This window comes from Ochrobactrum sp. RH2CCR150 (assembly GCA_014138095.1).
GTDB classification, from domain to species: Bacteria; Pseudomonadota; Alphaproteobacteria; order Rhizobiales; family Rhizobiaceae; genus Brucella; species Brucella gambitense.
This window is the reverse complement of sequence record JACGXE010000027.1, coordinates 1-25,153: the sequence shown is the minus strand read 5'-3', so window position 1 is coordinate 25,153 and position 25,153 is coordinate 1. Positions and strand designations below refer to the sequence as shown.

The following is a 25,153-nucleotide window of genomic DNA, read 5'->3' as shown; positions in this document are numbered from 1 at the left end:
CCATCTTAATGCTATTACCAGTCATAATGTGAACAGTAGTCCTATCACTTATTTAAGTGGCAGAAACTGTCCGGGCAATTAGGGGGCTATTCCAGTCTGAAACACAAGGCTGGCGGTATCGGTCGCGGCCTGCTTGTTGAGCTTGATCTGGTGTCCCGCGCCCGCATTGTTGAACAGGCTCGCCGTCGACGAAACCGCAAAGCGATTAACCGTATCCGGCACGCCGCCACCTGCCGGATTTCACAGCGCTCCGTCGAAAACCAGCAGCTTTGCTTCCGCTTTGATATAGGCCTGCCAGCCAATGGCGGGTTGAATGAACAGCCAGCCGTCGTCAATGAACGAGGCGATTGTACCTTCCTTGCCCGACCAAACGCCGGTCGCGGACGACGCTACGATGTAGCGCGCACCGGCAGAAGGCGTTGTCGGTGGTGCGGTCAGGGTACGCGACTTCACACTGAGGTTCACGACCGCATCCAGCAACTGCAATGCTTCATTATGCGTGACATGCTTCTGCGCCTGACTGGGCAGAATATAGGGAAGTTTCAGATTGGGTGTTTCGTCAATGTTCGGCTCCTCGAGTGATACTGCGAGGAGCCTAGTCTTGGTGAACCGCGCGGGGATAAGTGCCGGTCAACTGCCGCGATAGGTCGAATAGGACCACGGACTGACGAGCAGAGGTACGTGATAATGCCCATCTACATCCGCCACGGCAAACCGGATCGGAATGAGATCGAGGAATGGCGGATTGGCCTGATCGGCCCCGCGCCCTTCAAAATACTCCGCCACATGGAATTGCAACTCGTAGATACCGACCTGCATATCGTCGCCGGTCAGGAGTGGGGCATCAGTGCGGCCATCCAGATTGCTGACAACGCGCTTGATCAGTTCCGGTGCGCCCTTGCTGATCCGGTAAAGCTCAATGCGCATTGCCGCAGCCGGGCTGCCATGTGCTGTGTCGAGAACGTGCGTGGAGAGTCTACCCATATTACCCCTCGATAAACTTCAGGCTGGTTTTGCCGACTGGATGCGGAAAACGACATCCGGGAAGAAATATTCTTCCAGATTATCCTCCTTGCCAGCACGGTCGACGATGAGAAAATCCGATCTCTGCTCAAGCGCCAGAAGCGGATGATGCCAGACATTCTTGAGATAGTTGACACCCTGATCGGGCTTGGCAAGAAAAACGCGCGGACGCCCGGGCTTGCCATCCGCATCTTCGGCCACCACGACCAGAAACGGACGCCGTTCCAGCGGAATGAAGGCCTGCGAGCCGAAGGGATGACGCTCCATCATGACGATATCGATGGGCGCTTCAAAGGACTGGCCGCGGAAAATATTGATCAGCACGCGCGCTTCCGTGCCATCTGCCTCAACCCGGGCCAGATCATGAAAACGCTCGGTGGAACCATTGTTGATGAGACGTCGCTCCGCCCCTTCAACCTCGATGACATCACCGAAAGGTGCGAATGCCTGCTTGGTCAGCGGCTCTACCGCCAGCGTCTCAACCTTCAACTTTGCCTCCCACAAATCAGAACAGGAGGATGACAAAGCGTCGTCCGGCGCCACTTGTCAATCGCGAAGCAGTTTCAACGAGATATGAATAAAGGCCAGACGTCATCCGGCCTTCACAGCCATTGGAAGATGGATTTGACAATCATGCGCTGTTGCGCGTGTCACTTCTTCTTTGAAAAGCCGTAGAGCGCTGAAAAGCCCAAGAGCGCAACTGCCTGCACCGACATGATCATATAGATGAAATCAACCTTCACCCCGGAAGCAATAGCAAGGAGAGCCGTCGCGATCAAGCCAAACGAAATGAACGAGAATATTCGGGCCAGTTGTTTGGTTTGACGAGATTCGGCGGCGAGCGATGCGGTAGCGACGCGTGACTTGGCTCTATGCGGCATATCCAACTCCTGAACGTGATGAATACGATTTCCGAATTTCGAACGCACAACCGTCTGGCGATACTTGCCGTTGCAGTGTCTGAATCGAAAAGGCGATAGGTCTTGGCGAAAATGGTGATTTCGAGAACCGGAGCGGAATGTACTTTTGGGTACATGAGCACCGGAAGCGTAGAAATTACCATTTGCAGCCCGGCATGGCGACTTTTGGATCAGACACTCAGACAGTTAACGTTTGAAATCCGACTATATAAGTCCTATGCCGTTTCGACAATGACACCACAGATAAATTGGAAGTGACTTCCATGGCGCTTGTTTTCGACAGCAGTTTCTCTCCTGAATATGGGAAGCCGGTTGAGCTAAGTAAAGGGATTGTCCGCCTGACGGTCAACAATCCGAGCGCCTTCACCTTTCATGGCACCAACAGCTATATTGTCGGCCATGACACGCTTGCGGTGATCGATCCGGGGCCCGTCGATGAGGCTCATTATCGTGCCTTGCTCGCCGCCATTGCGGGACGTCCTGTCAGCCATATTTTTGTCAGCCACACCCATCGCGATCACTCGCCGCTGGCCGAGCGGCTCAAGAACGAGCTTGGCGCGAAGACGGTCGCCGAAGGCCCGCACCGGCCTGCCCGCCCCTATCATGCGGGTGAGGTCAATGCGCTTGGAGCCAGCGCCGACACGGATTTCGCGCCCGATATTGTGCTCGCAGATGGAGGAACCGTCGAAGGCGATGGTTGGGCGCTGGAGGGCCTCCACACACCGGGCCATGCCGCGAACCACATGGCTTTCGGGCTGAAAGGCACAGATATCCTGTTTTCAGCCGATCATGTGATGGCTTGGGCAACCTCCATCGTGGCACCGCCGGACGGCTCGATGAGCGATTATATGGCCTCGCTCGAAAAACTGCTGGCCCGGGAAGATCATGTCTACTTGCCCGGCCATGGTGGCGCAGTGACCAAGCCCGCAGCCTTTGTACGCGGGTTGCGTGCCCACCGCAAAATGCGCGAACGCGCCATTTTCGAGCGGATCATTCAGGGCGACCGCACCATAGGCGACATGGTGAGAGCGATCTATCGCGATACCGATCCGCGCCTGCATGGCGCAGCAGCCCTTTCGGTGCTGGCGCATCTGGAAGATCTGGTCGGGCGCGGTGAGATCGTGACCGATGGAGACCCATCGCTCGACGGCATCTACCAGCCAGCTTAAGCCGCCCTATTCAACATCGGCAGGCGCCTTGTTCACTTCGCCTTCCAGGCTTCCTAGAAAATCGGTGATAAAGGCCGCGTTCTGCCCCATATCGCGCTTGCCGTAGCGCGAGAGCGAGCGGATATCGACATAGGTGGTTTCGCCTTCATCCAGCAGCCGGATGACGATATCGCTTTTGAGGCCGAGAATGAAACTATGCGCGGTCGCCACAAAACGGGTAGCGCTCTCCTCCGGCGACGGCGCATCCTTGGCGATCACCTGCCAGCCGAAACTCTTCAATACGGTTTGCACGCCCTGCGCCACGCGGTCGGGCGCTGCATCATAGCGGCGGCCCAGCACATCGGGATAGGCGGTGAGCTGCGTCAGCGCATCGCCGCTGACTGTCGGCGTCAGCGGGTTCATCCATTGCAGGCGATGCGGCATATTGGTGGGAAACTGCGGCGGTGTATCGAAATCGGTCGAGATATCATAGAGCGCTGGCGAGCTGATCCAGAGAACGCCCAGCAAGCCAAGCGGCACCAGCACGATGCAGGCAAACATGCAGCCCGTGAAAGACCGCGCCCCGCCCTTGTCGCCATTGACCCAGAGATTGCGAAAACCCTTGGCTGCGCAAAGCAGCGCCAGCAGGGCAAGAACGCCGCTCAATCCGGCGGCCAGAACAAAATCAGGCGTTTCGAGCTTCCAGAAGCGGTGCAGCAGAAAAGCTAATACCAGCAGCACGGCGGCAAAGACACCAAACCGCAAGGCCCAGACCGCAGAACGCGACTGCCGCCGCTGATAGCGAAGTTTTCTCATACAGATTCCTAGAAGCACATCCCGAAAAGTGCAAAGCGGTTTTCGGATCAGATGTGCGTGAAAACCAAAACGTCAGAATCCCAAAACGGCCACAACATTCAGCCATGCTTATGAATAGCAGAGAGATTCAACCCCGGCAAAACATCCAGCTGTACAGTCGTGCATATTCGTCTTTACTGGCCAAAAAGGCACACGCAATACGCGATCAAGCCACACTGAAAACGCATGAAGTGTAAGCCACTTCCGGATCATTATTGCCGCCTAACAGAAAAAAGCGAGGTAAATCAATCAAAAGAGCATTGCAGCAACTTCTAATGAAGGGCATGATCAATTATTAGGGGGCTTTTTCGGATTCGTCGGAGAGGACGGAATGAACCACGCGCCTGAAAACAGTGCCCACGGGATTGGCACCACGACCCAGTCGGGCAGCGCCGAAGAAAGCGCCCAGACGAGTCTTGAAGCGAGCACGATGACGCTCGAGGCCGTCGAGCTGGAGTTTGCGCTCGGCGCTATTGATGTGCTGATCGAGGGGTTCGACGCAGCACTTGCCAAGGCTGCGGAACGTGTCGGCGGCGAAGTTCTTTTCAACATGCCGGCACTCGACACAAGCGAAGCCCAGCGCATCGGCGCAATCGCCATTGCGGGTCAGCCGCAGGATCAGGTGATTTTTGTCACGCTGCGCAATGACGGCACAACATTGTCTGTCGAACCGCCAAAAGGCGAGAATGCCCTTTTCGAAAGCCTTGGCCGCAACTATGCCGCCGTCATGAAAAGCCTGTCACCCAAAGAACAGACGAACGGCGGCTGATCGAAGCGCATATGTGCAAAGCCAAATGGGTCCATTTGGCCAGATGCACTATTTCCCCGTATCCACCTTCGCTTTCACCTTTTCCGCGACAGGCTTTTTCGCTGCCGGAACACCAGCCTGAAGATTATGCTCAGGCACCGGGTTCAGCGTCATCGACGTTTCGACATCGCGCAGCAGCACAAATTTCATGCCCTTTGCCTTCAATGCCACTATGCCCTTGGCAACGCCCTCGCCTGCCGAGCGTGTCGGCTGATTGACATGCGAGATGATCACATCGCCGTCGCGCGCTGCCGAAATCCGCCGCGCCACTGTCGGCGCCAGCAGCGAAGCGCCCTGATCGCCATTCAGCGAATAACCGCCGATCTTGTAGCCAAGGCTTGTGGCCAACGCCACGGCGTCGGTTGAATAGCGAGCCGTGGCATCGCGATAAAATTGCGGCTTTGGCGCACCAGCCCCGACAATTGCGGTCGATCCGCCCTCAATTTCCGAGCGAACGGCATCCAGCGACCCTGCGGTCTTGATGCCATACATGGTCGGCGCATTGGTGATAGCCGGAATATGCATGGCGCCGTGGTCTTCAATCGCGAACAGATCGGGATTGGCCTTCATCACAGCAAAAGCTTCGGGATTCTGTTTCAACCAGCGCCCCGTCACAAAAATCGTGGCGGGAATGCGCTCCTTGACCAGCGTATCGAGAATGCGGTGATCCGTCTTGCCCATACAGGCATCGAGCGTCAGCGCCACTTGCGGCGCAGCAAACCCGCCCCGCGCTATGCGCAGCTGCGGTTCGACAATACGAATCTTTTCCGGCTTTGCCGCATCCTGCGGTGAAACCTCGACAGCGCCTGCCGCGCTGCACATGAAAAAAAGCGCGGCCCCCGCCGCAGAAATGAAACGACGCATGGCCCGTTCTTCTGAAAGTGTAAATTTCGAAGGATTTTAATACGTCGGGTAATATTGTCCAGTGGGCCGCTCCGCTTACAGCAGACCGGCACGCTAACCATTTGGATTATGGATACTTTCCCTGCTCACTGCAAGTGCGGAAACCAGCCCGTCAGGCTGATTTCCTACTGATTTTGCCGCAAAAGCGCCCCTATTTCTCCGGGGCGCTTTCTTTGATGTTACGCCTTGCGCACTGCGGCCTGTGCCGCTGCCAGCCGGGCAATCGGCACGCGGAACGGCGAGCAGGAGACATAATCGAGCCCGGTCTTTTCGCAGAAAGCAATCGACGATGGATCGCCGCCATGCTCGCCGCAAATGCCGAGCTTGATCTTGTCGCGCGTCTTGCGTCCGCGTTCGGCAGCGATCTGCACCAGTTCGCCCACGCCATCCACATCGAGCGACACGAACGGATCCTGCTCCACCACACCGCGCTGCTGATAGGTGGTGAGGAAGCCTGCCGCATCATCACGCGAAATGCCGAAAGTGGTCTGGGTCAGGTCGTTGGTGCCGAACGAGAAGAACTCTGCCGTTTCGGCAATTTCTGCTGCCCGCAGGGCGGCACGCGGCAGTTCGATCATCGTGCCGACCATATAGTCGATCTTGACGCCCGCTTCCTTCATGACGTCCTGCGCCACGGCATCAATGCGTCCCTTGACGAAATCCAGCTCCGCCTTGAGGCCGACCAGCGGCACCATGACTTCCGGCACGACTGGCTCGCCGGTCTTCTTGCCTGCTTCAACGGCAGCCTCGAAAATCGCCCGCGCCTGCATTTCCGCAATTTCCGGGTAGGAAATTGCCAGACGGCAGCCGCGATGGCCGAGCATGGGGTTAAACTCGTGCAGGCTTTCGGCACGCTCGCGCAGCTTCACTGCATCCACGCCCATGGAGCTGGCCACTTCGGCAACTTCCTCATCCGTATGCGGCAGGAATTCATGCAGCGGCGGATCGAGCAGACGGATCGTGACCGGCAGTCCCTTCATGATTTCGAACAGCTCGGCAAAGTCCGAACGCTGCATCGGCAAAAGCTTGGTCAGCGCTGCGCGGCGGCCCTCTTCATTGTCGGAGAGGATCATTTCACGCATCGCAACGATACGGCTTCCGTCAAAGAACATATGCTCGGTGCGGCAAAGGCCAATGCCTTCCGCGCCGAAAGACCGCGCCGTACGGGCATCGGCAGGGGTTTCCGCATTGGCGCGCACCTTCATGCGGCGCTGGCGGTCGGCCCATTCCATCAGCTGGCCGAAATCGCCGGAAAGCTCGGGTTGAAGCATGGCCACTGCGCCTTTCAGCACCTGCCCGCTCGAACCGTCAATGGTGACGACATCACCCTTCTTGAAAGTCTGCCCGGCAGCCAGCATGGTGCCGTTGCGATAATCGACGCGCAGTGAACCTGCACCCGAAACGCAAGGTTTGCCCATGCCGCGCGCCACGACCGCCGCATGGCTGGTCATGCCGCCGCGTGTGGTCAGAATGCCTTCTGCCGCATGCATGCCGTGAATGTCTTCCGGGCTGGTCTCGATACGGACCAGAATGACCTTGCGGCCTTCCGATTTTGCCTGTTCGGCATCTTCCGACGAGAAGACGATTTCACCTGTCGCAGCACCCGGCGAGGCAGGCAGGCCCTGCCCCACAATCTGGCGCTCGGCACGAGGATCGATGGTCGGGTGCAACAGCTGATCCAGCGCTGCCGGATCGATACGCAGCACGGCCTCTTCTTCGGTGATCAGCCCTTCACCAGCCATTTCGACCGCCATCTTCAAAGCAGCCTTGGCGGTGCGCTTGCCGGAACGGGTTTGAAGCATCCAGAGCTTGCCGCGCTCGATGGTGAATTCCAGATCCTGCATGTCGCGATAATGCTGTTCCAGACGGTCCGCGACTTTCAGGAACTCGGCAAAGGCTTCCGGCATCACCTTTTCAAGTGACGGCTTGTCGGAACCGGCAGCGATACGCGCTTCCTCGGTGATGTTCTGTGGCGTGCGAATGCCTGCCACCACGTCTTCGCCCTGCGCATTGACGAGGAATTCGCCGTAAAGCTTCTTCTCGCCGGTCGACGGGTTGCGGGTGAAGGCCACGCCCGTGGCGGAGGTCTCGCCCATATTGCCAAACACCATGGCCTGCACATTGACCGCCGTGCCCCAGGCCGCCGGAATGCTGTGTAAGCGGCGATAGGTGATAGCGCGCGCATTCATCCAGCTGGAGAAAACTGCGCCGATGGCGCCCCAGAGCTGCTCGTGCGGGTCCTGCGGGAAAGGCTGACCCAGCTCTTCCTCGACCTTGGCCTTGTAGAGCGAGATGACATCTTTCCAGTCTTCGGCCGTCAGCGCCGTGTCGACATCGACAGCGAGATCGTCCTTCTTGTCTTCAAGAATTTCTTCGAAGAAACCATGATCGACGCCCAGCACCACATCCGAATACATCTGGATGAAACGACGGTAGCTGTCATAGGCGAAACGCTCGTCACCGGCTTCCCGGGCGATGGCCTGCACGGTCTCATCATTGAGGCCGAGATTGAGCACCGTATCCATCATGCCGGGCATGGATGCCCGCGCGCCGGAACGAACCGACACGAGCAACGGCTTGTCGGCATCGCCGAAATTGCGACCAGTTACCCTGGCGATATGGGAAAGCGCTGAACGCACCTGCTCGTCCAGTTCGGACGGATAATTGCGGTCGTGGTCGTAATAATAGGTGCAGACCTCGGTGGTGATCGTAAAGCCGGGCGGTACGGGCAGACCAAGGCTACTCATCTCAGCCAGGTTCGCTCCTTTGCCGCCGAGGAGATTGCGATCACTCGCAGCGCCCTCTGCCTTGCCGTCGCCGAATGTGTACACCCACTTCGCCATTATGGCCTCCCTTTATGCAGGACCGGTTCATAAAAGGCTTGCAACAATTGCAAGTACTCTCAGAACCTGCTTCCCGTTGCTTATGCGATCCGCAAGGCCGCTGCCAACCAAAAAAGACAAGCCGCGACAATAGAATCGATTAGAGAAGGATCGGTGGGTGAGCGAATTGGTTTTATTGGCCAGACGGTTCGGAAGTAATAACAATTTTGAAGCGACCGCCCATAATATCCCAGCTGACATCCGAGAACCGGGCAGCCATGTTGGCGCCGAAGTCGAGCAGTCGCTTGAAGCTTGACATTTTGTGGCCGCATGCTTGATCTCGGCGAAATTGCCCGCAGTGCGATGGCTTCCTATGGACATAAGCGCTTCACTTTGGCGGCACGTTCAATGTCTCGGGTGGGAAAATTTAGCAAGAAGAAACCGTACGTCCAATCTAAATATACTCGACCGTATTACTATCAGCATTCACGCGTCCAGCTACAAAGTGATAAAAACGATGACAAGCTTCCTAAGTAATCGATTTCAAAGTGAAGCCCTGGCGGCATTCGCTGTTCGTGAAATTCTCGAAAAGCCGCTTGTGGGTGAAACATCGCAGTCTCGCATCAAACAGATCGGACTGGTAAACATCCTCTACATGATGCATCAAACCCATGAACCATTGACCCTTGCAAGCGTGATGAACTGCACCGGAATGACGCGCGGGGGTGTCATTGAGACGATGGCCGCTCTGGTGCAGCGCGGCATACTCACACAGACGCTGGGCAAGAACTCTATGGGGAGAGGCACAGCTCGGCAATTCCAGTTTTCGCCCGAGGTATTTTCACAAATTCGCTCTACAGTCTGACTAATACAATTATTATTAGCGTTGAACATCGCACGATCTGCCGATCCCCTTCAAGAGAATTGCTGTCGATTTCAATCCGCAGTTCTTAACGGGTCTTTACCGTTTCTTGAAAGGGAGTTTCGTTTGCCGGCTGCCAATGGATCTCGGTCAAAGTAGATGTTACCAAGGAAATGTAACCGGAAAGGACCGTCAAAATACCATAGAAATCGAGCATGTTTCGCGCCGAAACCCAAACTATGATGCCGCTATCTGCGGTTTTGATTGCGGCTTTGCCACCGGGTAGGGAGTAAAAAGTCGCACATCCTGCGTGGAATACCGAACTGCACAAGGGCCTCACCTTTTCTTCTATTTTTTCGGAGACCCTCGCTGGATCCAGTGAATGGATAAAGGCTTCCACATTCGTTTCCTGCATGGGATATCCCTTTCCAATGATGAATAGCTGGATCATTCGTAAAGCCGACTATATTCCTAATTCATCTGCCTTTTTCTTCGCATTTTTCCCAAACGTCTCGACTGCATTAATCAGGTTGAAATCAAATTGCGTCTGAAAATATGCATGCAACGACACGAAACTCTTAAACCCCTCTTCATCTTCGAGTGGGACTAAGATCCCCGTTGCCAATCGGAATTGTTTTAGAAACTGGAGAAACCCCTGACCACGAGGATCTCGATACCGATCGAATGTGCTGTCCCAGATGAATGCGCGGCTGCCCCCAATGATGTGTGGTAGAAGGACGTCGTTCTCAATCCAGTTCTGGCGCTTATATTCCCTCATGACATCCAGCGGGATGGTGGAGTAAGTAGGATCAAGCAATAGTGCCTCTTTGGTCGACTTATGACATGAAAGCATGACTGCATCGAACCCGAGAACCGTACAGCCTCGATCCAACGCAGCAAAAAGTTCCACTGGGGTATGAGCCTCCTTAATCCACTCGTCGACTTTTTGAAGGATTTTTTCCAGATGGGGGCGACTGACACCCCGACTTGGTCCTCGTAAGCCCGTTCTTGCGTTCAAATCATCCTTGCTATCGATCGCAGATGCTTGCTTATCTTCAATGGTCAACCAATGTAGCCTGTCGAAGAGCGGAAGCTCAGACTGGCGAATGGCTTTGACAACCGTGTGTGTCTTGTTCGAGGCCTCTAGCTTGATACGCGAATTTTTTAGATGAGTTTTTACTGTTGTTTCCGCGATGCCTAGTATAACTGAAATTTCCCATTGTGTTTTTCCCTCTGCCGTCCAGTAAAGCACATTTCTCTCCTGCTCGGTCAGTACTCTTCGAGAAAAGAGCCTATATCTTCCGTCACTTTGCAACTTTTGCGCCTCAAACTGGACGAATGATATTGAAGCCGAACCGACTGGATGTGTTCAGCCGTTCATCTTTTTATTTAACCGCAGTAAAAAAGAAAAATTTCCAATTTTATTCGGTCGAATATCGATCTTTCTACTTATTAGAATTACCGTCCGAAACAGCGCGATTGCAAGTCCAGCAGAAGCGTTTGATTACTATAATAGGTGGCCACACAAAGCGTTATCTGGATTGCTATTGATTATGAGATTAACCGCTATTTTTGCCCGAAATTTGCGACTTTATCGCCAGCAATCCGGCCTCACCCAGGAACGTCTGGCCGAGTTCGCTGGCCTTGACCGAAATTTCATTGGCAAGCTTGAGCGTGAGGAGTGCTCGCCCACTCTCGATACGATCGAAGCTCTTTCCTTGGCCATGCAGATCAGCGCCGAGCGTCTCATTGACCGGAACGTACCAACCAAAGAAAAAAACAACACGGCTTCATAGATTTTCTATTATTTATCAATCTTTTGATTACGGCGCAGAAGATCATCGAGGTCGACACCAAGCGCCTCAGAAAGCTGTACGAGCGTCAAAATAGTCGGGTTACGCTTACCCGCCTCCAACCCACTTATATAAGCGCGCGTCGAGGTCAAGCGGAACGCCAGTTCTTCTTGTGTCAAACGGCGTTCCCGCCGGATTCTGAGAACGTTGAGTCCAATGACCGAGCGTATATCCATGCCGCGACGGTCGCAGGGGCGTACATTATATGACGACACACTATAGTGAACATTCTGCTTGACACCGAGACGATCCGAGGACTTTAATGTTCATTAAATGGAACGCTGTTCTTATAATAGGAACACTTGATGAGTAACAATCTCTCACTAGAAAAAGGTTTGCTAATCCTCGGCTTGCTCAAGGACACTCCTGAACCACTGGGGGTCCGAGAAATTGCTCGACGACTAGAATTGACCCCGTCTGTCGCCCAAAGGCTCCTGAACACATTGGCCGCGCAAGGATATGTGGAACAGGAAAATGGTCGCCGCTATCAGATCGGCTATGCAGTGCTTGGGCTCGCGCAACATGTTTTCCAACGAGATCGGCTGTTGGTGCTCGCGGAAAAGGAACTCAAGGAGCTAGCGGCCGGAGGCTGTTTCAACGGCTTCCTCGGCGTCAGGCGAGGATTAGTCGGCATCTATGTGCTTGCCGTACAGTCCGACAGCCCGGTCGTTATTCGAGCTCATCCCGGTGAAGCGATGATGCTCCACTCGACCGCACTCGGCAAAGCGTTGCTGTTCGGTATGAGCGACACGATGATTTCGGAGTTACTTGGCCGCGAACCGCTCAAGCGCCTCACCGAACGAACAGTCGTGGAAGTGGATAAATTGGTCGAGCAACTGCGTCTTAGCCGCTCGCTCGGCTATGCCACGGCCATCTCGGAAAACCTCGAGGGCGTCATCTCGGTTGGCGCTCCGATCTATGATGCTGCCGGCTTTGTAACAGCTGCTCTCAGCATCGCATTTCCACGCGCGGTCTATCCAAAAGTTAAAATCGGCGATGTTGCACGAAGCGTCACTGCAGCTGCGCACCGCGTATCGACTGGATTAGGCTTCGACGGAAAGTACATTTCAGAGGAGGAAGAGATACCTAATGTTGTTACATGAAGAGCGTCTCCACGCCATGATGACGAAGCATGACCTGGCCGCTATCGTGGCCACCTCGCCAGAAAACGTTCTATACTCAAGCGGATTTTGGTGTCTGCCACAGTGGATCAGGCGCGGCCCACAGGCCTTTGCGCTTCTCACATCGGAATCCACTACCCCGTCTTCAATTGTCATAACAGGAACATCTACACTTGATCTTCTTGCTGATCAGGATGTGCAAACAAAAGTTCGCCGGTTTGGTTCTTTCACCGTCGACATAGAGCCATCTGCGAAACTCGACACTGTAAGCTTGAGACAGGAAAAGCTCTTCAAACAGCCCGACGAGGGCAATGCGCTCGATGCTCTTGTGGCGGAAATCCGTTCACTGAAATTGACTAAGGCGCGCATCGGTATCGATGAAGTCGGACTGCTGCCCGGTGACATGGAAAAACTTCAAGGCAAGTTGCCCGACGTCACCTGGATTACTGCCGCAGCAATATTTAGATGGATACGCGCCATCAAAACCACAGAAGAAATTGAGCGTCTCGCGACCATTGGCGCGATCACCGAAAGATCCATTACGGCGGCGCTCGCTATCGCAGGCGTTGGCGTGACAGAACGCGATTTTGCCAGAGCGTTTCATTGCCGAACGATTGTGGAAGATGGTTTTCCTGTTTTGGGGTGCATCGGCTTTGGAGAGCGTAGCGCGCTCATGAACGTTCAGCCTTCGGATCGTCGTCTTGAAGACGGTGACATAATCCGCTTCGATGTCGGGGGCCATTTTAAGCATTATCGCGCAGACATTGCACGAAATGTTAGCTTCGGCGAACCATCACAGGACATTCAAACCAAATACAACGCTTTGAATCGTGGCGTTCAGCGCGGCATAGAGCAAGTTCGTCCTGGCATTGTAGCGTCGAAAATTTTTGACATTGTTGTCGATACGGTCCGCAAGGAGGGCATTCCTCACTACCAACGCAGTCACGTTGGGCACGGAATCGGCCTGGATGGATATGATATTCCGCTTCTTTCTGCCGGCAGCGGCGATATTCTCGAAGAGGGAATGGTTCTCTGTATCGAGACGCCCTATTACGAATTGGGACATGTTGGCCTTCAAGTCGAGGACATGCTCGTCGTCCGTTCGACCGGCGCGGAAATGCTGACCAACAATGGCGACAGTCTTATGGTGCTGTGATGACACACCAGATAGTAGCATATTCCTGTTATCGATGCGGCAGCGAATTTCCAATCGATATGCCAATCGATTCACGCGGTTGCCCTTCATGTCTGGACACCGCTCCTTCAAATTTGAGAGTTTTTTATCGCGCGCCATTTCCGGCAACATTCATAAACAAGGGAAGGTTCGATCTACCGTCGCTTTGGCGTTATTCTGAAAGGCTCCCTTTCGATGAAAGTCGAGCAATCTCGCTTGGTGAAGGTTTAACGCCACTCCTTCGCTCTGAACGGATTGGGGCCGCAATCGCCGTGCCCCACTTTTTCATCAAGAATGAGGGCTACAATCCGACCTGGTCACACAAGGATCGGTTCTCAACCGTAGCAGTTACGGCCGCAGTAGAGGCAGGTGCACCCGTCGTCGCGACGAGTTCAAGCGGAAATGCTGGCGCATCGCTGGCGGCCTATGCCGCGCGTGCGGGCTTAGAATGCGTCGTTGCGACCATTGCCGGTTCTGCGGGTCCCATGCTCTCGCAAATCCAAAAGTATGGCGCAAAAATCGTACCCTTTGAAAACAAGCAGGACCGCTGGCCATTTCTTGCCGAGGGCGTCCAACGCTATGGCTGGTTTGTGACATCACCTTATAGGCATCCAGTTGTTGGCAGCCATCCGATCGGCATCGAGGGTTACAAAACCCTCGCCTACGAAATTATCGAACAGTTTCAAGGGAACGTGCCAGACTGGTGTGCTTTTCCGGTCTGCTACGGAGACGCAATTGCGGGTGCCTGGCTCGGTTTTCGTGAGTTGATGACATGTGGAATGATATCCCGGATGCCGAGGCTTCTCGCGGCGGAAGCGCATGGCTCTCTCGCACAAGCGCTTGAAACGGAAGTTGATCTAATCCCCGACATGCCCGCTTCTTTCAACGCACTCGCCATATCAGTCGGAGCAACACGGAGCACGTATCAAGCTCTCAATGCACTACGCGCTTCAAACGGCATCGCCGTTCCAGTCAGCAATGACGGCCTGATTGCGTTTCAAGAGCGAATAGCCGCCACTGAGGGCACATTCCTTGAGCTTTCCTCCGTGATGCCTGTGGCTGCTGTTGCGACAGCGCGGCATCAAAACATAATCCGAGAAGACGAAAGTGTCGTCGCGATTGTCACCGCCTCCGGCCTGAAAGACATCGACAAATCTGTTTCAAGCAAGGTTCTCCCACGATTCACCAGCATCGATGATGCCTTCAGGCATTTCGCCAACTAGCAAGGAATTACTCATACGCAAGTCGCCCAACAATTAAATTGAAAGGGAACGAACATGAGACGACGGGAATTTCTGGCCATGACGGCCTTATTTATTGGATCAGGCCCACATTTGGCATGGTCAGCTTCGAAAGCTTACCCCGCCAATAATCCAATGCTGATCGTCGGTTTTGCAGCAGGTGGTGCGGGCGATATCGCGTCTCGTGTCGTGACAAATTACGTAAAACAGAATCGTGGTCTCGTTGCCATGCCGGATTTCCATCCGGGTGCGGGAGGGACAATCGCAACCGACCAGGTTCGCAGAGCATCACCCGATGGCTCAATATTGTCGCTATATTCGGCCAGTCCGGTACTGGTTGCACCTCATCTGCAGAACGTACCTTACGATACTACAAAAGACTTCACCTTTATTGCGAGCTATGCAGGCATCTCCGTGCCCTGTTTCGTACGCAAAGATAGTCCCTACGAGACTTGGGACCAATTGCTGGATTTTTGTCGCAAGAACCCGTCAAAGCTGAAATGGGCGACCGCGGCACCGCGAGGGCTTGCTCATATTGCGACCGATGCAGCGTTTCGCCAGGAGAAAGCGACAGCAACATTCGTCCCCTTTCGGGGAGGTGCCGATGCCGTGACCGCACTTCTTGGCGGTCACATCGACATGGTCGTGTCATCAGATTTCGGCCCCCATTTGGCAGCCGGATCGGTGCAACTATTGGCCGAAACCAGTCCAAACCCGAAAGCGAGCCCAGAAGGCATCGTGAGTTTTGCAGAACGGGGCTATCCTATCGCAGTCCCAGCATCGTATGGCCTGTTCGGCCCCGCAGGACTGTCTTCTGAAATCGTCTCCTGGTGGGAGGAAGCCATTGAGGAAATGGTGGCAAGCCCAATGTATGCTGATTTTTTGAAGCTGATTAATGGTTATACGTTGTTCCAGAAGAGCGAAGAATTCACACGCATGGTCAAGGAAGGATACACCAGTATCGGGCATCAGATTGACGAAATGGGGGCACACCTATGAACCCGTCTCGTTTTGTTCCCTACACGCTATCTACAATCGGGCTCGGTGCTGCGGCGAGCGGCTTGAGTATGCATCTTTGGGAGAATGGGGAGCCCGCAGCGGGACTGTTTCCATTTCTGGCTTCTCTGCTACTGATTGTCACCAGTTTGCTTTGCACAATGCAAATTTCGTCCAGCGAAGATCCAATCGAGATTCAACGTGTCGTCGCCTATTGCGTAGCACTGGCTCTTTTCTGCGTCTTTCTGGAATTTCTCGGCTTTGTAGCGGCCGCGTTTTTATTCCTCGCAGGGGTTTTTCTGTTCATTGAACGGATAAGGTGGCAAATATCGGGATTTTTTGCAGCCGCCGTGGCTATAGCAACCTGGCTTCTTTTTGAAATCCTTCTCTCCGTTCCCCTACCACATGGCGTCTGGATACTGTGATGCTGGATTCTCTTTCCCAACTCATCATGGGCCTCGGCATTGCGCTCGAGCCAACCAATATCGCCGTGGCTTTTTTGGGCGCAGCATTGGGTACGGCCGTAGGTGTCCTTCCTGGTCTGGGTCCATCGGCAACGGTCAGCTTGTTATTGCCCATTACCATGGCACTCGACCAAACAAGCGCAATTATCCTGCTTGCTGGTATCTATTACGGATCGCAATATGGTGGTTCTATAACCTCCGTCCTAATGCGGGTTCCCGGAGAGGCCTCAAGCGTGATGACGTGCTTTGACGGCTATCCGATGGCCAAACAAGGCCGAGCCGGTGCTGCGCTAGGCATCAGTGCATTTGGGAGTTTTATTGCAGGAATTTCCGCAACACTGGCAATCGCAATCGTTGGGCCAGCCTTCACAACAGTTGCACTCGCATTCGGGCCTGTCGAGAAGTCAGCAATTGTCCTGTTGGGTCTCGTGCTTGCCGCAAGCGTTGGTGAAGGACCGCGTATCCGTGCGTGGACGATGGTGGCGCTGGGTCTTCTTCTTTCAACTGTCGGCGTCGATCTAATTTCTGGGCAAGAGCGATTCACCTTTGAAATCAGCTATCTGCGCGACGGTTTCAACATCGCCATACTGGCCATGGGTCTGTTTGGAATGAGCGAGGTTTTGACGCTCATCCAGCGCAAAGAAGCGCACGAAACAACTAAAATGCCCTCTTATCGGCTACGCGACCTTCTGCCGAATCGTGACGACTGGAAAGCCTCAGGCGGACCAATCGCGCGCGGCACAATTCTCGGTTTTTTCCTAGGCCTGCTGCCCGGTGGCGGTGCACTCGTCGCCGGATTTGCAAGTTACCTCATGGAGAAAAAACTCTCCCGCTCACCTGAGCGGTTTGGCAAAGGGGCGATAGAAGGCGTCGCTGGGCCAGAAAGTGCCAACAATGCTGCTGCACAGGCGAGCTTCATTCCTATGCTATGTCTCGGCATTCCTGCCAATGCAGTAATCGGCATCATCATGGGAGCGCTCCTGATGCAAAATGTCGTCCCCGGGCCGCAGATTATCACCGAGCATCCACAACTTTTCTGGGGTATCGTCGCCAGCATGTTGATCGGAAACGCCATGCTCGTCGTACTCAACGTCCCTCTGATCCGCATTTTTGTCCTTTTGCTAAAAGTTCCTCAGACAGTCCTGGCTCCACTTATCGTCTTGTTTTGCGTGATAGGGGCGTTCAGCCTGAGCAATAGCATGTTCGACGTCGGCGTCGTGATCGGATGTGGATTTGTAGCCTATGGATTACGTAGGGCTGGCTTCGATATGGCGCCTCTTCTGCTGGCATTTCTGCTTGGCTCCCTTCTTGAGGAAAATCTACGGCAGAGCCTTATTCTCGGCGAAGGCAGCCCGTTGATTTTCGTCGAGAGCCCGATCAGCATCTGTCTGATCCTATTCACGCTGACTATCCTGATCGTACCTTTGCTCAAGAACATCGGGGGCTGGCTCGTCCGTCGCCCCTCCTGAAAAATATGCCGTGATAGCAAAGAAGGCGTCGCGGCATCTTCGAGCACTCAACCACGTTCCCAACTCAATTAAGCGCGGCCCATATTCTGCAAGCCAATCATATGTGACCGCAATGAGAGAGCGAATATGAAGCACGAATATCTCAAGACGATCGAACGACGGCTGCTGTGGCTGTCACATTGGATGATCCATCACGCAAACCACATCCGCCCAAAGGAGGATGGAATTAAAGTGGGAGGACATCAGGCGTCGTCGGCCTCTCTAGTGTCGATCATGACCGCACTTTATTTTTCTGCGCTGCGTGCGCAAGATCGCGTTGCCGTTAAACCGCATGCGTCACCAATATTTCACTCAATTCAGTACCTCATGGGCAACCAAACGCGACAGAACATGGAAAACTTTCGCGGTTTCCACGGAGTACAGAGCTATCCCAGTCGCACCAAAGATATTGATGATGTCGATTTCTCGACAGGGTCGGTGGGGCTGGGTGTCGCTATCACTTCTTTTGCGTCGATGATACAAGACTATATCGCTGCAAAAAGCTGGAGCAACGACCTGGACCTCGGCCGTATGATCGCATTGGTTGGGGATGCCGAATTGGATGAAGGCAACGTCTACGAATGTCTACAGGAGGGCTGGAAACACGACTTACGCAACACTTGGTGGATTATTGATTATAATAGACAATCGCTAGACGGAATCGTCCAAGAAGGTTTGTTCCGGCGGATCGAAGATATCTTCGAGGCTTTTGGCTGGGATATTGTCAAGATTAAGTATGGTGTGCTGCAACGCGCAGCATTTAACGAGCCGGGCGGCGAACGCCTTCGCGAATGGATCGATAACTGTCCAAATCAGCTTTATTCCGCGCTCACCTTCATGGGTGGCGCCGTATGGCGCAAACATCTCATGAACAATCTCGGCGACCAGGGGGATGTCACCGCGCTGATCGAGCGGCGCAACGATGTTGAACTTGCCGAACTGATGGAAAATCTTGGCGGCAATTGCGTGAGCACCATGGCGGATACATTCGCCGCGATCGATCACAACCGACCGGTTTGCTTTCTCGCATACACAATAAAGGGATGGGGTACGCCCATTGCCGGGCATAAAGACAATCATGGTGGCCTCATGACCAAGGCCCAAATGGCCGAGTGGCAAGCGTTTATGGGTATTCCGGAAGGGAAGGAATGGGATAAATGGGAAACCGTTGCAGACCCACAAAAGCTGCAGGATTTCCTCGACGCCGTTCCATTTTTTGCCAACGGCCAGCGCCGTTACCGTGATGCTCGCATCGCGGTTCCCGCGATCCCAGCAGGTAACGAACGAGAAATCTCAACGCAGACGGCCTTCGGCAAAATACTGGATGAATTATCGAAGACAGATTCGGAACTCGCAGCGCGAATTGTAACGATGTCACCGGACGTGACGGGAACGACTAATCTCGGAGCGTGGGTCAACCGTCGAAAACTGTTTGCACGCGAAAAGCGTCCTGACACTTTCATTGATCAGAAAATACCTTCAACCGCAAAATGGGAATTTACACCGGCTGGCCAGCACATCGAATTGGGCATTGCGGAAATGAACCTTTTCCTACTACTGGGTGCAGCCGGCCTATCACATTCACTTTTCGGCAAGCGGTTGTTGCCCATCGGCACGGTCTATGACCCATTCGTTGCGCGCGGCCTCGATGCTTTGAACTACGCCTGCTATCAGGATGCACGATTCATGATCGTCGGAACGCCCTCTGGTGTCACCTTGGCGCCTGAGGGTGGTGCACACCAATCGATTGGATCTCCTTTGATTGGGATGTCCCAGGATGGACTTGCTGCTTTTGAGCCTGCATTCGCAGACGAACTTGCGGTTATCATGACATGGGCTTTCGACTACATGCAGAGAGACGGAAGCGGCGACCCAGATGAGAGGACTTGGTTAAGAGATGAAACCGGTGGGTCGGTCTATCTACGGCTTTCAACCAACCCAATCGAGCAACCGGCCAAGCGACTGGATGAGAGGTTCCGACAGGGCACGGTTGATGGCGCCTATTGGCTGCGTGAACCTGGACCAAATTGCGAAGTGGTCATCGCCTATCAGGGTGTGATCGCGCCCGAGGCTATCAAAGCTGCCGGTATCATCGGTGAGAGTCGTCGCGATATTGGTGTGTTGGCAATAACATCTGCGGACCGGCTTCACGCGGGCTGGACCGCTGCGCAACGTGCTCGTGCCCGCGGCCTCGCTCAAGCTGAGTGCTACGTCGAAACACTGATGAAAGACGTCCCCACACACTGCAAACTCGTCACGGTCATCGATGGATATCCCGCGACCTTGTCCTGGCTTGGTTCGGTTACAGGCCATAAGACAATTCCGCTGGGCGTCGAGCATTTTGGGCAGACAGGAAAGATTGGTGATCTATATCGGCACTTCGGTATCGACGCGCGTGGGATCGCGGAGAAGGTGAATGGCCTCACATATGGCAAACCTGTGCTAGGCGTTGTTGCCTAAGAAATGCCCTTTGTTCAAGGCCGTATCCAGAGCGTCAACCGAAGGCCCTCAAGCGCGCCGGCCCATGGATAAATGGACCCCAAGGGTCCATTCGAACAGCATCAGCCGCCGAACTGTGTTCAAATACTTCCGAAAATGTTAACGCCGAGATGCAAGTTGCGGCTCGGTGACCACTTCAACAATCTCGCGGGACTTTATAAAGCCGCCCAAATCGCCGTGCATTCCGTTAAAGAGATCAATCAGGGTCTTTTGGGTTACGGGTCGAGTGCGAAGCCGAACGATCTTCATGTCCGGTATTGGTTGATCTCGATCCTGATCTTTTATCAAAGACGTTCGGAAGTCTACGAGATCCTCTCGTGCCTCATCTTGTGATCCGTAAAACTGCCGCGCGCAGTGTCGCAGATTGTCTCCATAGGTGTAGGTATAGAAGGTAAAGCCATGCGCGGCTTCATGTTTGGTAAAAGCCATGTTCACGGTTTCCAATTGAAGCATCCGCGGTACGCCCCCGCTTCAATGCTCATTGACCCCTTGGTGATCGGGGAGTTCGAAACCGTGTTAGGCGGCCCTGTGGCCTTTAGCCGGAGGCCTGTTGCATATGCCACAGGCTCCCCGACCAGAAGGTCAAGGAGTGCGGTGCTGTAACGGCCAACACCAACCACTAACAAGGGTTTCGACGCCCCAAGGCAGCGCGTCACTGCCTTATGTTCACTTTAATGCAATACCCCTCGGATGTCGCGTTGTTTTTGAAAATAAGTACAACAATTACGACGATCGAAAGAGTGCAGATAATTTTCTTCGTATTGCTTTTTTCCTTGCCTCCACTCTCCTAATTCACTTCTCGATAAGTGAAAAAAGAAAACGACGTAACAGATCTTCTCCAAAATACTCGTCTTCTTTTAACATCATGTAAAGTTCAGGCAATTCAAGAACGATAGATATCTTGCGATGAATAGAATCAAGCGTCAGACATGAATAGCGTAGAACGGAAAGACTTGCCGCCTCCATTTTCTCAAAGCTTTCACCTTTTGAGATTAGATCTCCGGTGCCCGCCGCCGTGCGATACCAGTCAGATCGGAATATCAGATATCGGACAATTAACTGTTCAAAGATTGGGTCTCGTGTTTGGCTTTCATCAGACATGCTTTGCGCCTCACCGATGCTCAGCAATTCCCTCAACTGATAACTTTATATCACTAGACCATCATCGCGAACAAGTGTCTTTTGATAAAAAGTTATCAGGACCGAACATGAAAACCCTCATCAAGGCTGGCCGAACCATGCTTGGTATCTCACAGGCCCAACTGTGTGAGATCGCAGGAATTCCGCTGATTACCTTACGCCGGATCGAAGGTAAGCCAAATCATGCGGGACTTGTCTCAGAAGAAACTGTTGCGCGCGTGATTGCTGTGCTGGAGGACCAGGGGATCGAGTTTCTAGAACAAGGAGGCGTGGCTAAAGGTCCAGGGGTTGCATTCAGATCTTGCATGCCTGTCGATCAGAGCTAATGCGTGGATCGCCGCGCCCAGTCCATATAAGTCCACGCTTCTTCCCCATCTGATCTAACTTCTGACAGCTTCCGCGGATGTGGTTCTATTCTAGTCGGCCAGCCCATTTGGCTATTCAGCCAGTCGTCGGAATAAATAGTCGACTGGTATCGGTAACCTTCGTCAGCCGTAATGGCGACTATGGTTTTACAGGGCTCGCTACTTGCGTACCAATTTCCAACGAGGGCAGAAGCTCCGCCGGAGGGGCCGACAAAGATTGCATGGGTTCGAAAAAGTTCGCGTGTAGCAGCAAAGGCCTGTAAGCCTCCCACCCAATGCACTTCGTCGATTAACCCGTGATCGAGGTTTTTGGGCAAAATACTGTTTCCAAGTCCGCGTAACAGGCGCGGCCCGGCTTCTTGTCCGAAGAGAACACTATTGTTCGTATCAACCGCCACCGCACGCATATCTGGATAAATCCGACGCAGATAATGCGTCGCGCCGCAAAGCGATCCGCCGGAACCGACACACCCGACCAGACAATCAACTTGACCTAGATGATCTACAATGACCTCCGCAAGACGCGAATAGGCCGCCGGATTGTCAGGGTTGTCGTATTGTTTGGGCCAGAAAGCCTCCGGTGTCTCGGCAAGCACGCGATGTAATTCAGCGAGACGACCGTCCTGATTGCCTGTTCGGCTAGGATCGTCAACCAACCTCACCACAGCGCCAAGCTGCTCGAGCCGTTCCTTGAATGAACGATCCATAAGACTTGTCGCGCTAACAATTGTAAGGCGATAACCACGAATCGTAGAGAGCATCGCCAATGCCAATGCAAACGTTCCTGAACTCGTCTCAACGATATGACCGCTGGGCTTTAGAAAACCATTTTCCTCTGCACGATTCAGTATGTAGTGGGCCGGCAGCAGTTTCATCAAACGAAATTGAGCCAAATAGAAATTCGGCTTCAACTCAATCATCTGGGGTGTTTCGTAATCATGAAGAAAAGACACCGAATTCATGACACCGCCCCGAGAATCTCGACGTCGTTGTTGACGGAGAACTGATGAAGGCCCGCAAATCCCAACTCGGCCGCCGCCTCCACTGCTGCGCCAATCTTTAAATCAACTTCCGGATCATTGGCATCCATCAGAAGGCCCATCAGGTTTCCACTGTGGGCGACCTGCACGCCGAGTGCGTTGCTATTTTCCCCGATCTTGAGAAGATCATCAAAATGCCTTTTCGGGAGATGTTGTTGATTTATCCGGGCACTTGCTGTTGCGACACGGCCAAGCAAGCCGACATCCTGGTCAAGGACCGCCTTGCGGGCAAGACCACGGAGCACCCGGAAGCTCTCGATCTCGGATCGATCGTAACGGGCAGGTGCGAACGTTAACGTATCTACGGGTGGATCATCTGGCGAAATAAAACCCACAACCATTAAGGGAGGATATTCGCCCGGGAAAAATTCCATGACGTGCCCTTCCCTGTGGGCGAATAGAACAGCATGCTCGCCAAAAACGATAGAATCGCTAGCGGTCTCAGCCGCCACAGCCAAACGACATATAAGCGCGCGTCGGAGTTCAACGCCCATAGCAACTGAAACCGCTCTTATTGCTGCGACAACGTCCGCAGTCGATGATCCAAAACCTAGACTGATCGGTATGTTCGTTTCAATCGTGAGGCATCCCGCCATGTCCGGTTTTCCCAACGCGTCCAAGGTCAGGCGCGCCGCGCGGGCAGCTTTGCTCATACCTGCTGGACGCGTGCGGATCTTATTTCCGTTTTCAGGCCAAAACGTAACCACGGATTCCAACGCCGGACACGGCAGCGTAATCAATGCTCTGTGTAGGCCTCCCGCATCGTCAGAGAAAACCCCTTGAAGTATTTCTCCGTGATGAGCCATCGCTCGACCGGTTCCAGCACCAAGCGAAAGTGGGGAGACACGTTTCTTGAAGAAATTTGCTTCAACAGCAACTGAGCGGGAAAAAGACACCGATTTTCCTCCGGCAATTGAAAGATTGAGCAATGTGCTTCACGAAAACACCAACGTCTGTCCTCCTTTTGGAGGAGAAAATTTAATTTGACTAGGTGTTTGGTCCCAGCATGTGATGGTGCGGTTTGACGATAAAAGCCTCTGGCTTTGAGTTGCTTGGCAAAGTTGTATGCAGTCAGCCAATCACGCACATGCCGGCGCATTTCGTTGATCGAGCTGTAGTGAAAGGATTTGACGGTCGCTTCCTTGATCGTCCGCACCATCCGCTCCGCCTGACCGTTAGTCCACGGATGATATGGTTTTGTCAGCCGGTGCTCAATGTCGTTTTCAAAAGCCACCCGCCCAAAGATGTGTGGGAAAGTGAGGCTTGTACCTTGCTCCCGCTGAACAAATTGCACGCCATTATCCGTCAGGATTGTATGGATCCTGTAAGGCACGGTTCTAATCAATGACTTGAGGAACCCGGCTGCGGCCAGTTTTGTGGCTTTGCGATAGATACGTGCGAACACCAGCTTACTGGTCCGATCAACCGCGACAAAGAGAAAGCCTTTGCCGCCTTCATAGCGGAGCTCGGCAATGTCAATGTGGAAGTAGCCAATCTCGTAGTCTTTGAACTTTTTAGGCTTTTCCCGGTCGCTTTTCGGCAAACGAGATATGCCGTGGCGTTGCAGGCACCGGTGCAGCGAAGAACGGGTCAAATGCGGGATGACATCCTTGAGCGCAATATAAACATCGTCCAACGGTAACCGTGCCTGGACCCGCAGCGCTACGATCGCAGCCTCTTCAACAGGTGTCAGAACCGTACTGCGGCGCTCTTTCGGACCCATTGGCATATCTTCGACGGAACGCCTCTTGCGCCACTTCAGGACCGTTTTCTCGTTGATCCCGAACCGCGCGGCGAGCTGCGCGGCCGAAGCTTTCGATCGCTGTAGTTCTGCTCGAATGGCGTGCGTGGTCTTGGCGCTGCCGTGGAGAATTTGGCCCATAACTCCCTCCGCTGTGTCGGTGACAATTTTACACCATCACATGCTGGGACCAAACAACTAGGCGGCGTGGACGAATTGGTTGACGAATTGATCGAAGCTTGATTCAAGACTGCTTTTTGGAGGCAGTCATGAGCCGAGGCGATCTGAGCGAATCCGAATGGCGTGTTTTGAAGGATTTGCTTCCGATTGAAGCCGTCAATCGGGGACGGGGGCGTCGTCCGGAGCAAAATCGAGCAATCATCAACGGCATACTTTGGAGACTTCGTTGCGGTACGCCGTGGCGGGATGTCCCACCCAAATACGGCAATTGGAATACGATCTATCGACGCTTTCGGCGCTGGAGCGAAGCCGGGGTCTGGGAGGCTGTTTCGATCACGCTCGCTGAGATCATGGCTGACAGCGGCCACTACAGCATCGATAGCACCACAGTTCGGGCCCATATTTCGGCAGCGGGCGGAAAAGGGGGATTCATCGACGCGCTCTTGGCCGCTCGCGGGGCGGGTTCACCAGTAAACTTCACTGTCTGGCT

General features: G+C 53.9%; 27 protein-coding genes and 2 pseudogenes. 14 read left to right on the top strand and 15 right to left on the bottom strand.

Going from position 1 to position 25,153, the window contains the following annotated elements:
- Window positions 1–93 precede the first annotated feature (93 nt).
- The 4 genes and pseudogenes from FHW03_RS25515 to FHW03_RS25500 all read right to left on the bottom strand — a co-directional run.
- Window positions 94–564, bottom strand: a pseudogene (locus FHW03_RS25515) (DUF2793 domain-containing protein); the annotation flags it as partial.
- Between the two features lie 66 nt (window positions 565–630).
- On the bottom strand, window positions 631–984 hold the full coding sequence (gene uraH / locus FHW03_RS25510) for a hydroxyisourate hydrolase (protein ID WP_182523221.1): 354 nt from the start codon (window positions 982–984) through the stop codon (window positions 631–633).
- An 18-nt stretch (window positions 985–1,002) separates the two neighbouring features.
- Entirely contained in the window at window positions 1,003–1,512 is a 510-nt protein-coding gene (locus FHW03_RS25505; protein WP_182523220.1) for an ureidoglycolate lyase, read from the bottom strand.
- Window positions 1,513–1,673: 161 nt separating this feature from the next.
- Window positions 1,674–1,904 (bottom strand): hypothetical protein, encoded by a 231-nt coding sequence (locus FHW03_RS25500; protein WP_182523219.1) that lies wholly within the window; start codon window positions 1,902–1,904, stop codon window positions 1,674–1,676.
- A gap of 302 nt (window positions 1,905–2,206) precedes the next feature.
- Between FHW03_RS25500 and FHW03_RS25495 the strand changes: the two genes are divergently transcribed.
- The gene (locus FHW03_RS25495) at window positions 2,207–3,112 is read left to right on the top strand and encodes an MBL fold metallo-hydrolase (protein WP_182523218.1); all 906 of its coding nucleotides are present in this window, start codon (window positions 2,207–2,209) and stop codon (window positions 3,110–3,112) included.
- A 6-nt stretch (window positions 3,113–3,118) separates the two neighbouring features.
- Here the strand turns inward: FHW03_RS25495 and FHW03_RS25490 are convergent, their stop codons facing one another.
- Window positions 3,119–3,907: a DUF1499 domain-containing protein gene (locus FHW03_RS25490; protein WP_182523217.1), complete on the bottom strand. Its 789-nt coding sequence runs from the start codon at window positions 3,905–3,907 to the stop codon at window positions 3,119–3,121.
- 469 nt (window positions 3,908–4,376) lie between these two features.
- On the opposite strand from FHW03_RS25490, the gene FHW03_RS26185 reads away from it, so the two are divergent.
- Window positions 4,377–4,715, top strand: coding sequence for a hypothetical protein (locus tag FHW03_RS26185; protein WP_280992107.1), 339 nt, complete (start codon window positions 4,377–4,379; stop codon window positions 4,713–4,715).
- Between the two features lie 48 nt (window positions 4,716–4,763).
- On the opposite strand, the gene FHW03_RS25480 is transcribed toward FHW03_RS26185, so the two are convergent.
- On the bottom strand, window positions 4,764–5,618 hold the full coding sequence (locus FHW03_RS25480; RefSeq protein ID WP_182523216.1) for a polysaccharide deacetylase family protein: 855 nt from the start codon (window positions 5,616–5,618) through the stop codon (window positions 4,764–4,766).
- A gap of 218 nt (window positions 5,619–5,836) precedes the next feature.
- Window positions 5,837–8,500 (bottom strand): pyruvate, phosphate dikinase, encoded by a 2,664-nt coding sequence (ppdK, locus tag FHW03_RS25475; protein ID WP_182523215.1) that lies wholly within the window; start codon window positions 8,498–8,500, stop codon window positions 5,837–5,839.
- 157 nt (window positions 8,501–8,657) lie between these two features.
- Here ppdK and FHW03_RS25470 point away from each other — a divergent pair, with 157 nt between their 5' ends.
- Both FHW03_RS25470 and FHW03_RS25465 read left to right on the top strand, forming a co-directional pair.
- Window positions 8,658–8,795 carry a hypothetical protein gene (locus FHW03_RS25470; protein ID WP_182523214.1) on the top strand — a complete coding sequence of 46 codons (138 nt, stop codon included), beginning with the start codon at window positions 8,658–8,660 and terminating at the stop codon, window positions 8,793–8,795.
- A 201-nt stretch (window positions 8,796–8,996) separates the two neighbouring features.
- Window positions 8,997–9,344 carry a transcriptional regulator gene (locus FHW03_RS25465; protein ID WP_182523213.1) on the top strand — a complete coding sequence of 116 codons (348 nt, stop codon included), beginning with the start codon at window positions 8,997–8,999 and terminating at the stop codon, window positions 9,342–9,344.
- 85 nt (window positions 9,345–9,429) lie between these two features.
- On the opposite strand, the gene FHW03_RS25460 is transcribed toward FHW03_RS25465, so the two are convergent.
- Together FHW03_RS25460 and FHW03_RS25455 are read right to left on the bottom strand one after the other, a co-directional pair.
- On the bottom strand, window positions 9,430–9,756 hold the full coding sequence (locus FHW03_RS25460; RefSeq protein WP_182523212.1) for a hypothetical protein: 327 nt from the start codon (window positions 9,754–9,756) through the stop codon (window positions 9,430–9,432).
- A 48-nt stretch (window positions 9,757–9,804) separates the two neighbouring features.
- Window positions 9,805–10,593: a LuxR C-terminal-related transcriptional regulator gene (locus FHW03_RS25455; RefSeq protein ID WP_377515756.1), complete on the bottom strand. Its 789-nt coding sequence runs from the start codon at window positions 10,591–10,593 to the stop codon at window positions 9,805–9,807.
- Window positions 10,594–10,894: 301 nt separating this feature from the next.
- On the opposite strand from FHW03_RS25455, the gene FHW03_RS25450 reads away from it, so the two are divergent.
- On the top strand, window positions 10,895–11,137 hold the full coding sequence (locus tag FHW03_RS25450; protein ID WP_182523210.1) for a helix-turn-helix transcriptional regulator: 243 nt from the start codon (window positions 10,895–10,897) through the stop codon (window positions 11,135–11,137).
- An 8-nt stretch (window positions 11,138–11,145) separates the two neighbouring features.
- On the opposite strand, the gene FHW03_RS25445 is transcribed toward FHW03_RS25450, so the two are convergent.
- A complete protein-coding gene (locus tag FHW03_RS25445; RefSeq protein ID WP_109368533.1) occupies window positions 11,146–11,370 on the bottom strand; it encodes a helix-turn-helix domain-containing protein in 225 nt (74 codons plus the stop codon).
- Window positions 11,371–11,499: 129 nt separating this feature from the next.
- Between FHW03_RS25445 and FHW03_RS25440 the strand changes: the two genes are divergently transcribed.
- From FHW03_RS25440 to FHW03_RS25410, 7 genes are all read left to right on the top strand, one after another.
- Window positions 11,500–12,297: an IclR family transcriptional regulator gene (locus FHW03_RS25440; RefSeq protein ID WP_109368532.1), complete on the top strand. Its 798-nt coding sequence runs from the start codon at window positions 11,500–11,502 to the stop codon at window positions 12,295–12,297.
- Window positions 12,284–13,471, top strand: a complete 1,188-nt coding sequence (locus FHW03_RS25435; protein WP_182523209.1) for a Xaa-Pro peptidase family protein — start codon at window positions 12,284–12,286, stop codon at window positions 13,469–13,471. The genes FHW03_RS25440 and FHW03_RS25435 overlap by 14 nt, the downstream gene beginning before the upstream one ends.
- Entirely contained in the window at window positions 13,471–14,712 is a 1,242-nt protein-coding gene (locus tag FHW03_RS25430; RefSeq protein WP_182523208.1) for a pyridoxal-phosphate dependent enzyme, read from the top strand. Before FHW03_RS25435 ends, FHW03_RS25430 begins: the two co-directional genes overlap by 1 nt.
- Window positions 14,713–14,766: 54 nt before the next feature.
- The gene (locus FHW03_RS25425; RefSeq protein WP_182523207.1) at window positions 14,767–15,729 is read left to right on the top strand and encodes a tripartite tricarboxylate transporter substrate binding protein; all 963 of its coding nucleotides are present in this window, start codon (window positions 14,767–14,769) and stop codon (window positions 15,727–15,729) included.
- Entirely contained in the window at window positions 15,726–16,151 is a 426-nt protein-coding gene (locus tag FHW03_RS25420) for a tripartite tricarboxylate transporter TctB family protein (protein ID WP_182523206.1), read from the top strand. The genes FHW03_RS25425 and FHW03_RS25420 overlap by 4 nt, the downstream gene beginning before the upstream one ends.
- Window positions 16,151–17,659: a tripartite tricarboxylate transporter permease gene (locus FHW03_RS25415; RefSeq protein ID WP_182523205.1), complete on the top strand. Its 1,509-nt coding sequence runs from the start codon at window positions 16,151–16,153 to the stop codon at window positions 17,657–17,659. Before FHW03_RS25420 ends, FHW03_RS25415 begins: the two co-directional genes overlap by 1 nt.
- Before the next feature lie 126 nt (window positions 17,660–17,785).
- On the top strand, window positions 17,786–20,158 hold the full coding sequence (locus tag FHW03_RS25410; protein WP_182523204.1) for a transketolase: 2,373 nt from the start codon (window positions 17,786–17,788) through the stop codon (window positions 20,156–20,158).
- 138 nt (window positions 20,159–20,296) lie between these two features.
- On the opposite strand, the gene FHW03_RS25405 is transcribed toward FHW03_RS25410, so the two are convergent.
- Complete coding sequence (locus FHW03_RS25405) at window positions 20,297–20,626, bottom strand: hypothetical protein (protein WP_377515753.1); 330 nt, start codon at window positions 20,624–20,626, stop codon at window positions 20,297–20,299.
- A 363-nt stretch (window positions 20,627–20,989) separates the two neighbouring features.
- Window positions 20,990–21,298, bottom strand: a complete 309-nt coding sequence (locus FHW03_RS25400; RefSeq protein ID WP_182523202.1) for a hypothetical protein — start codon at window positions 21,296–21,298, stop codon at window positions 20,990–20,992.
- A gap of 107 nt (window positions 21,299–21,405) precedes the next feature.
- Between FHW03_RS25400 and FHW03_RS25395 the strand changes: the two genes are divergently transcribed.
- On the top strand, window positions 21,406–21,663 hold the full coding sequence (locus tag FHW03_RS25395; protein WP_182523201.1) for a helix-turn-helix transcriptional regulator: 258 nt from the start codon (window positions 21,406–21,408) through the stop codon (window positions 21,661–21,663).
- Here the strand turns inward: FHW03_RS25395 and FHW03_RS25390 are convergent.
- The 3 genes and pseudogenes from FHW03_RS25390 to FHW03_RS25380 form a co-directional block, all read right to left on the bottom strand.
- Window positions 21,660–22,664 carry a PLP-dependent cysteine synthase family protein gene (locus FHW03_RS25390; RefSeq protein ID WP_182523200.1) on the bottom strand — a complete coding sequence of 335 codons (1,005 nt, stop codon included), beginning with the start codon at window positions 22,662–22,664 and terminating at the stop codon, window positions 21,660–21,662. The two genes, FHW03_RS25395 and FHW03_RS25390, sit on opposite strands and share 4 nt — an antisense overlap.
- Window positions 22,661–23,395: a kinase gene (locus tag FHW03_RS25385; RefSeq protein ID WP_377515762.1), complete on the bottom strand. Its 735-nt coding sequence runs from the start codon at window positions 23,393–23,395 to the stop codon at window positions 22,661–22,663. The genes FHW03_RS25390 and FHW03_RS25385 overlap by 4 nt, the downstream gene beginning before the upstream one ends.
- 334 nt (window positions 23,396–23,729) lie before the next feature.
- Window positions 23,730–24,624: pseudogene (locus FHW03_RS25380) on the bottom strand (IS481 family transposase).
- 128 nt (window positions 24,625–24,752) lie between these two features.
- Between FHW03_RS25380 and FHW03_RS25375 the strand changes: the two are divergent.
- Window positions 24,753–25,153 (top strand): IS5 family transposase (locus FHW03_RS25375; protein WP_377515750.1); only part of this gene is annotated, 401 nt, incomplete at its 3' end.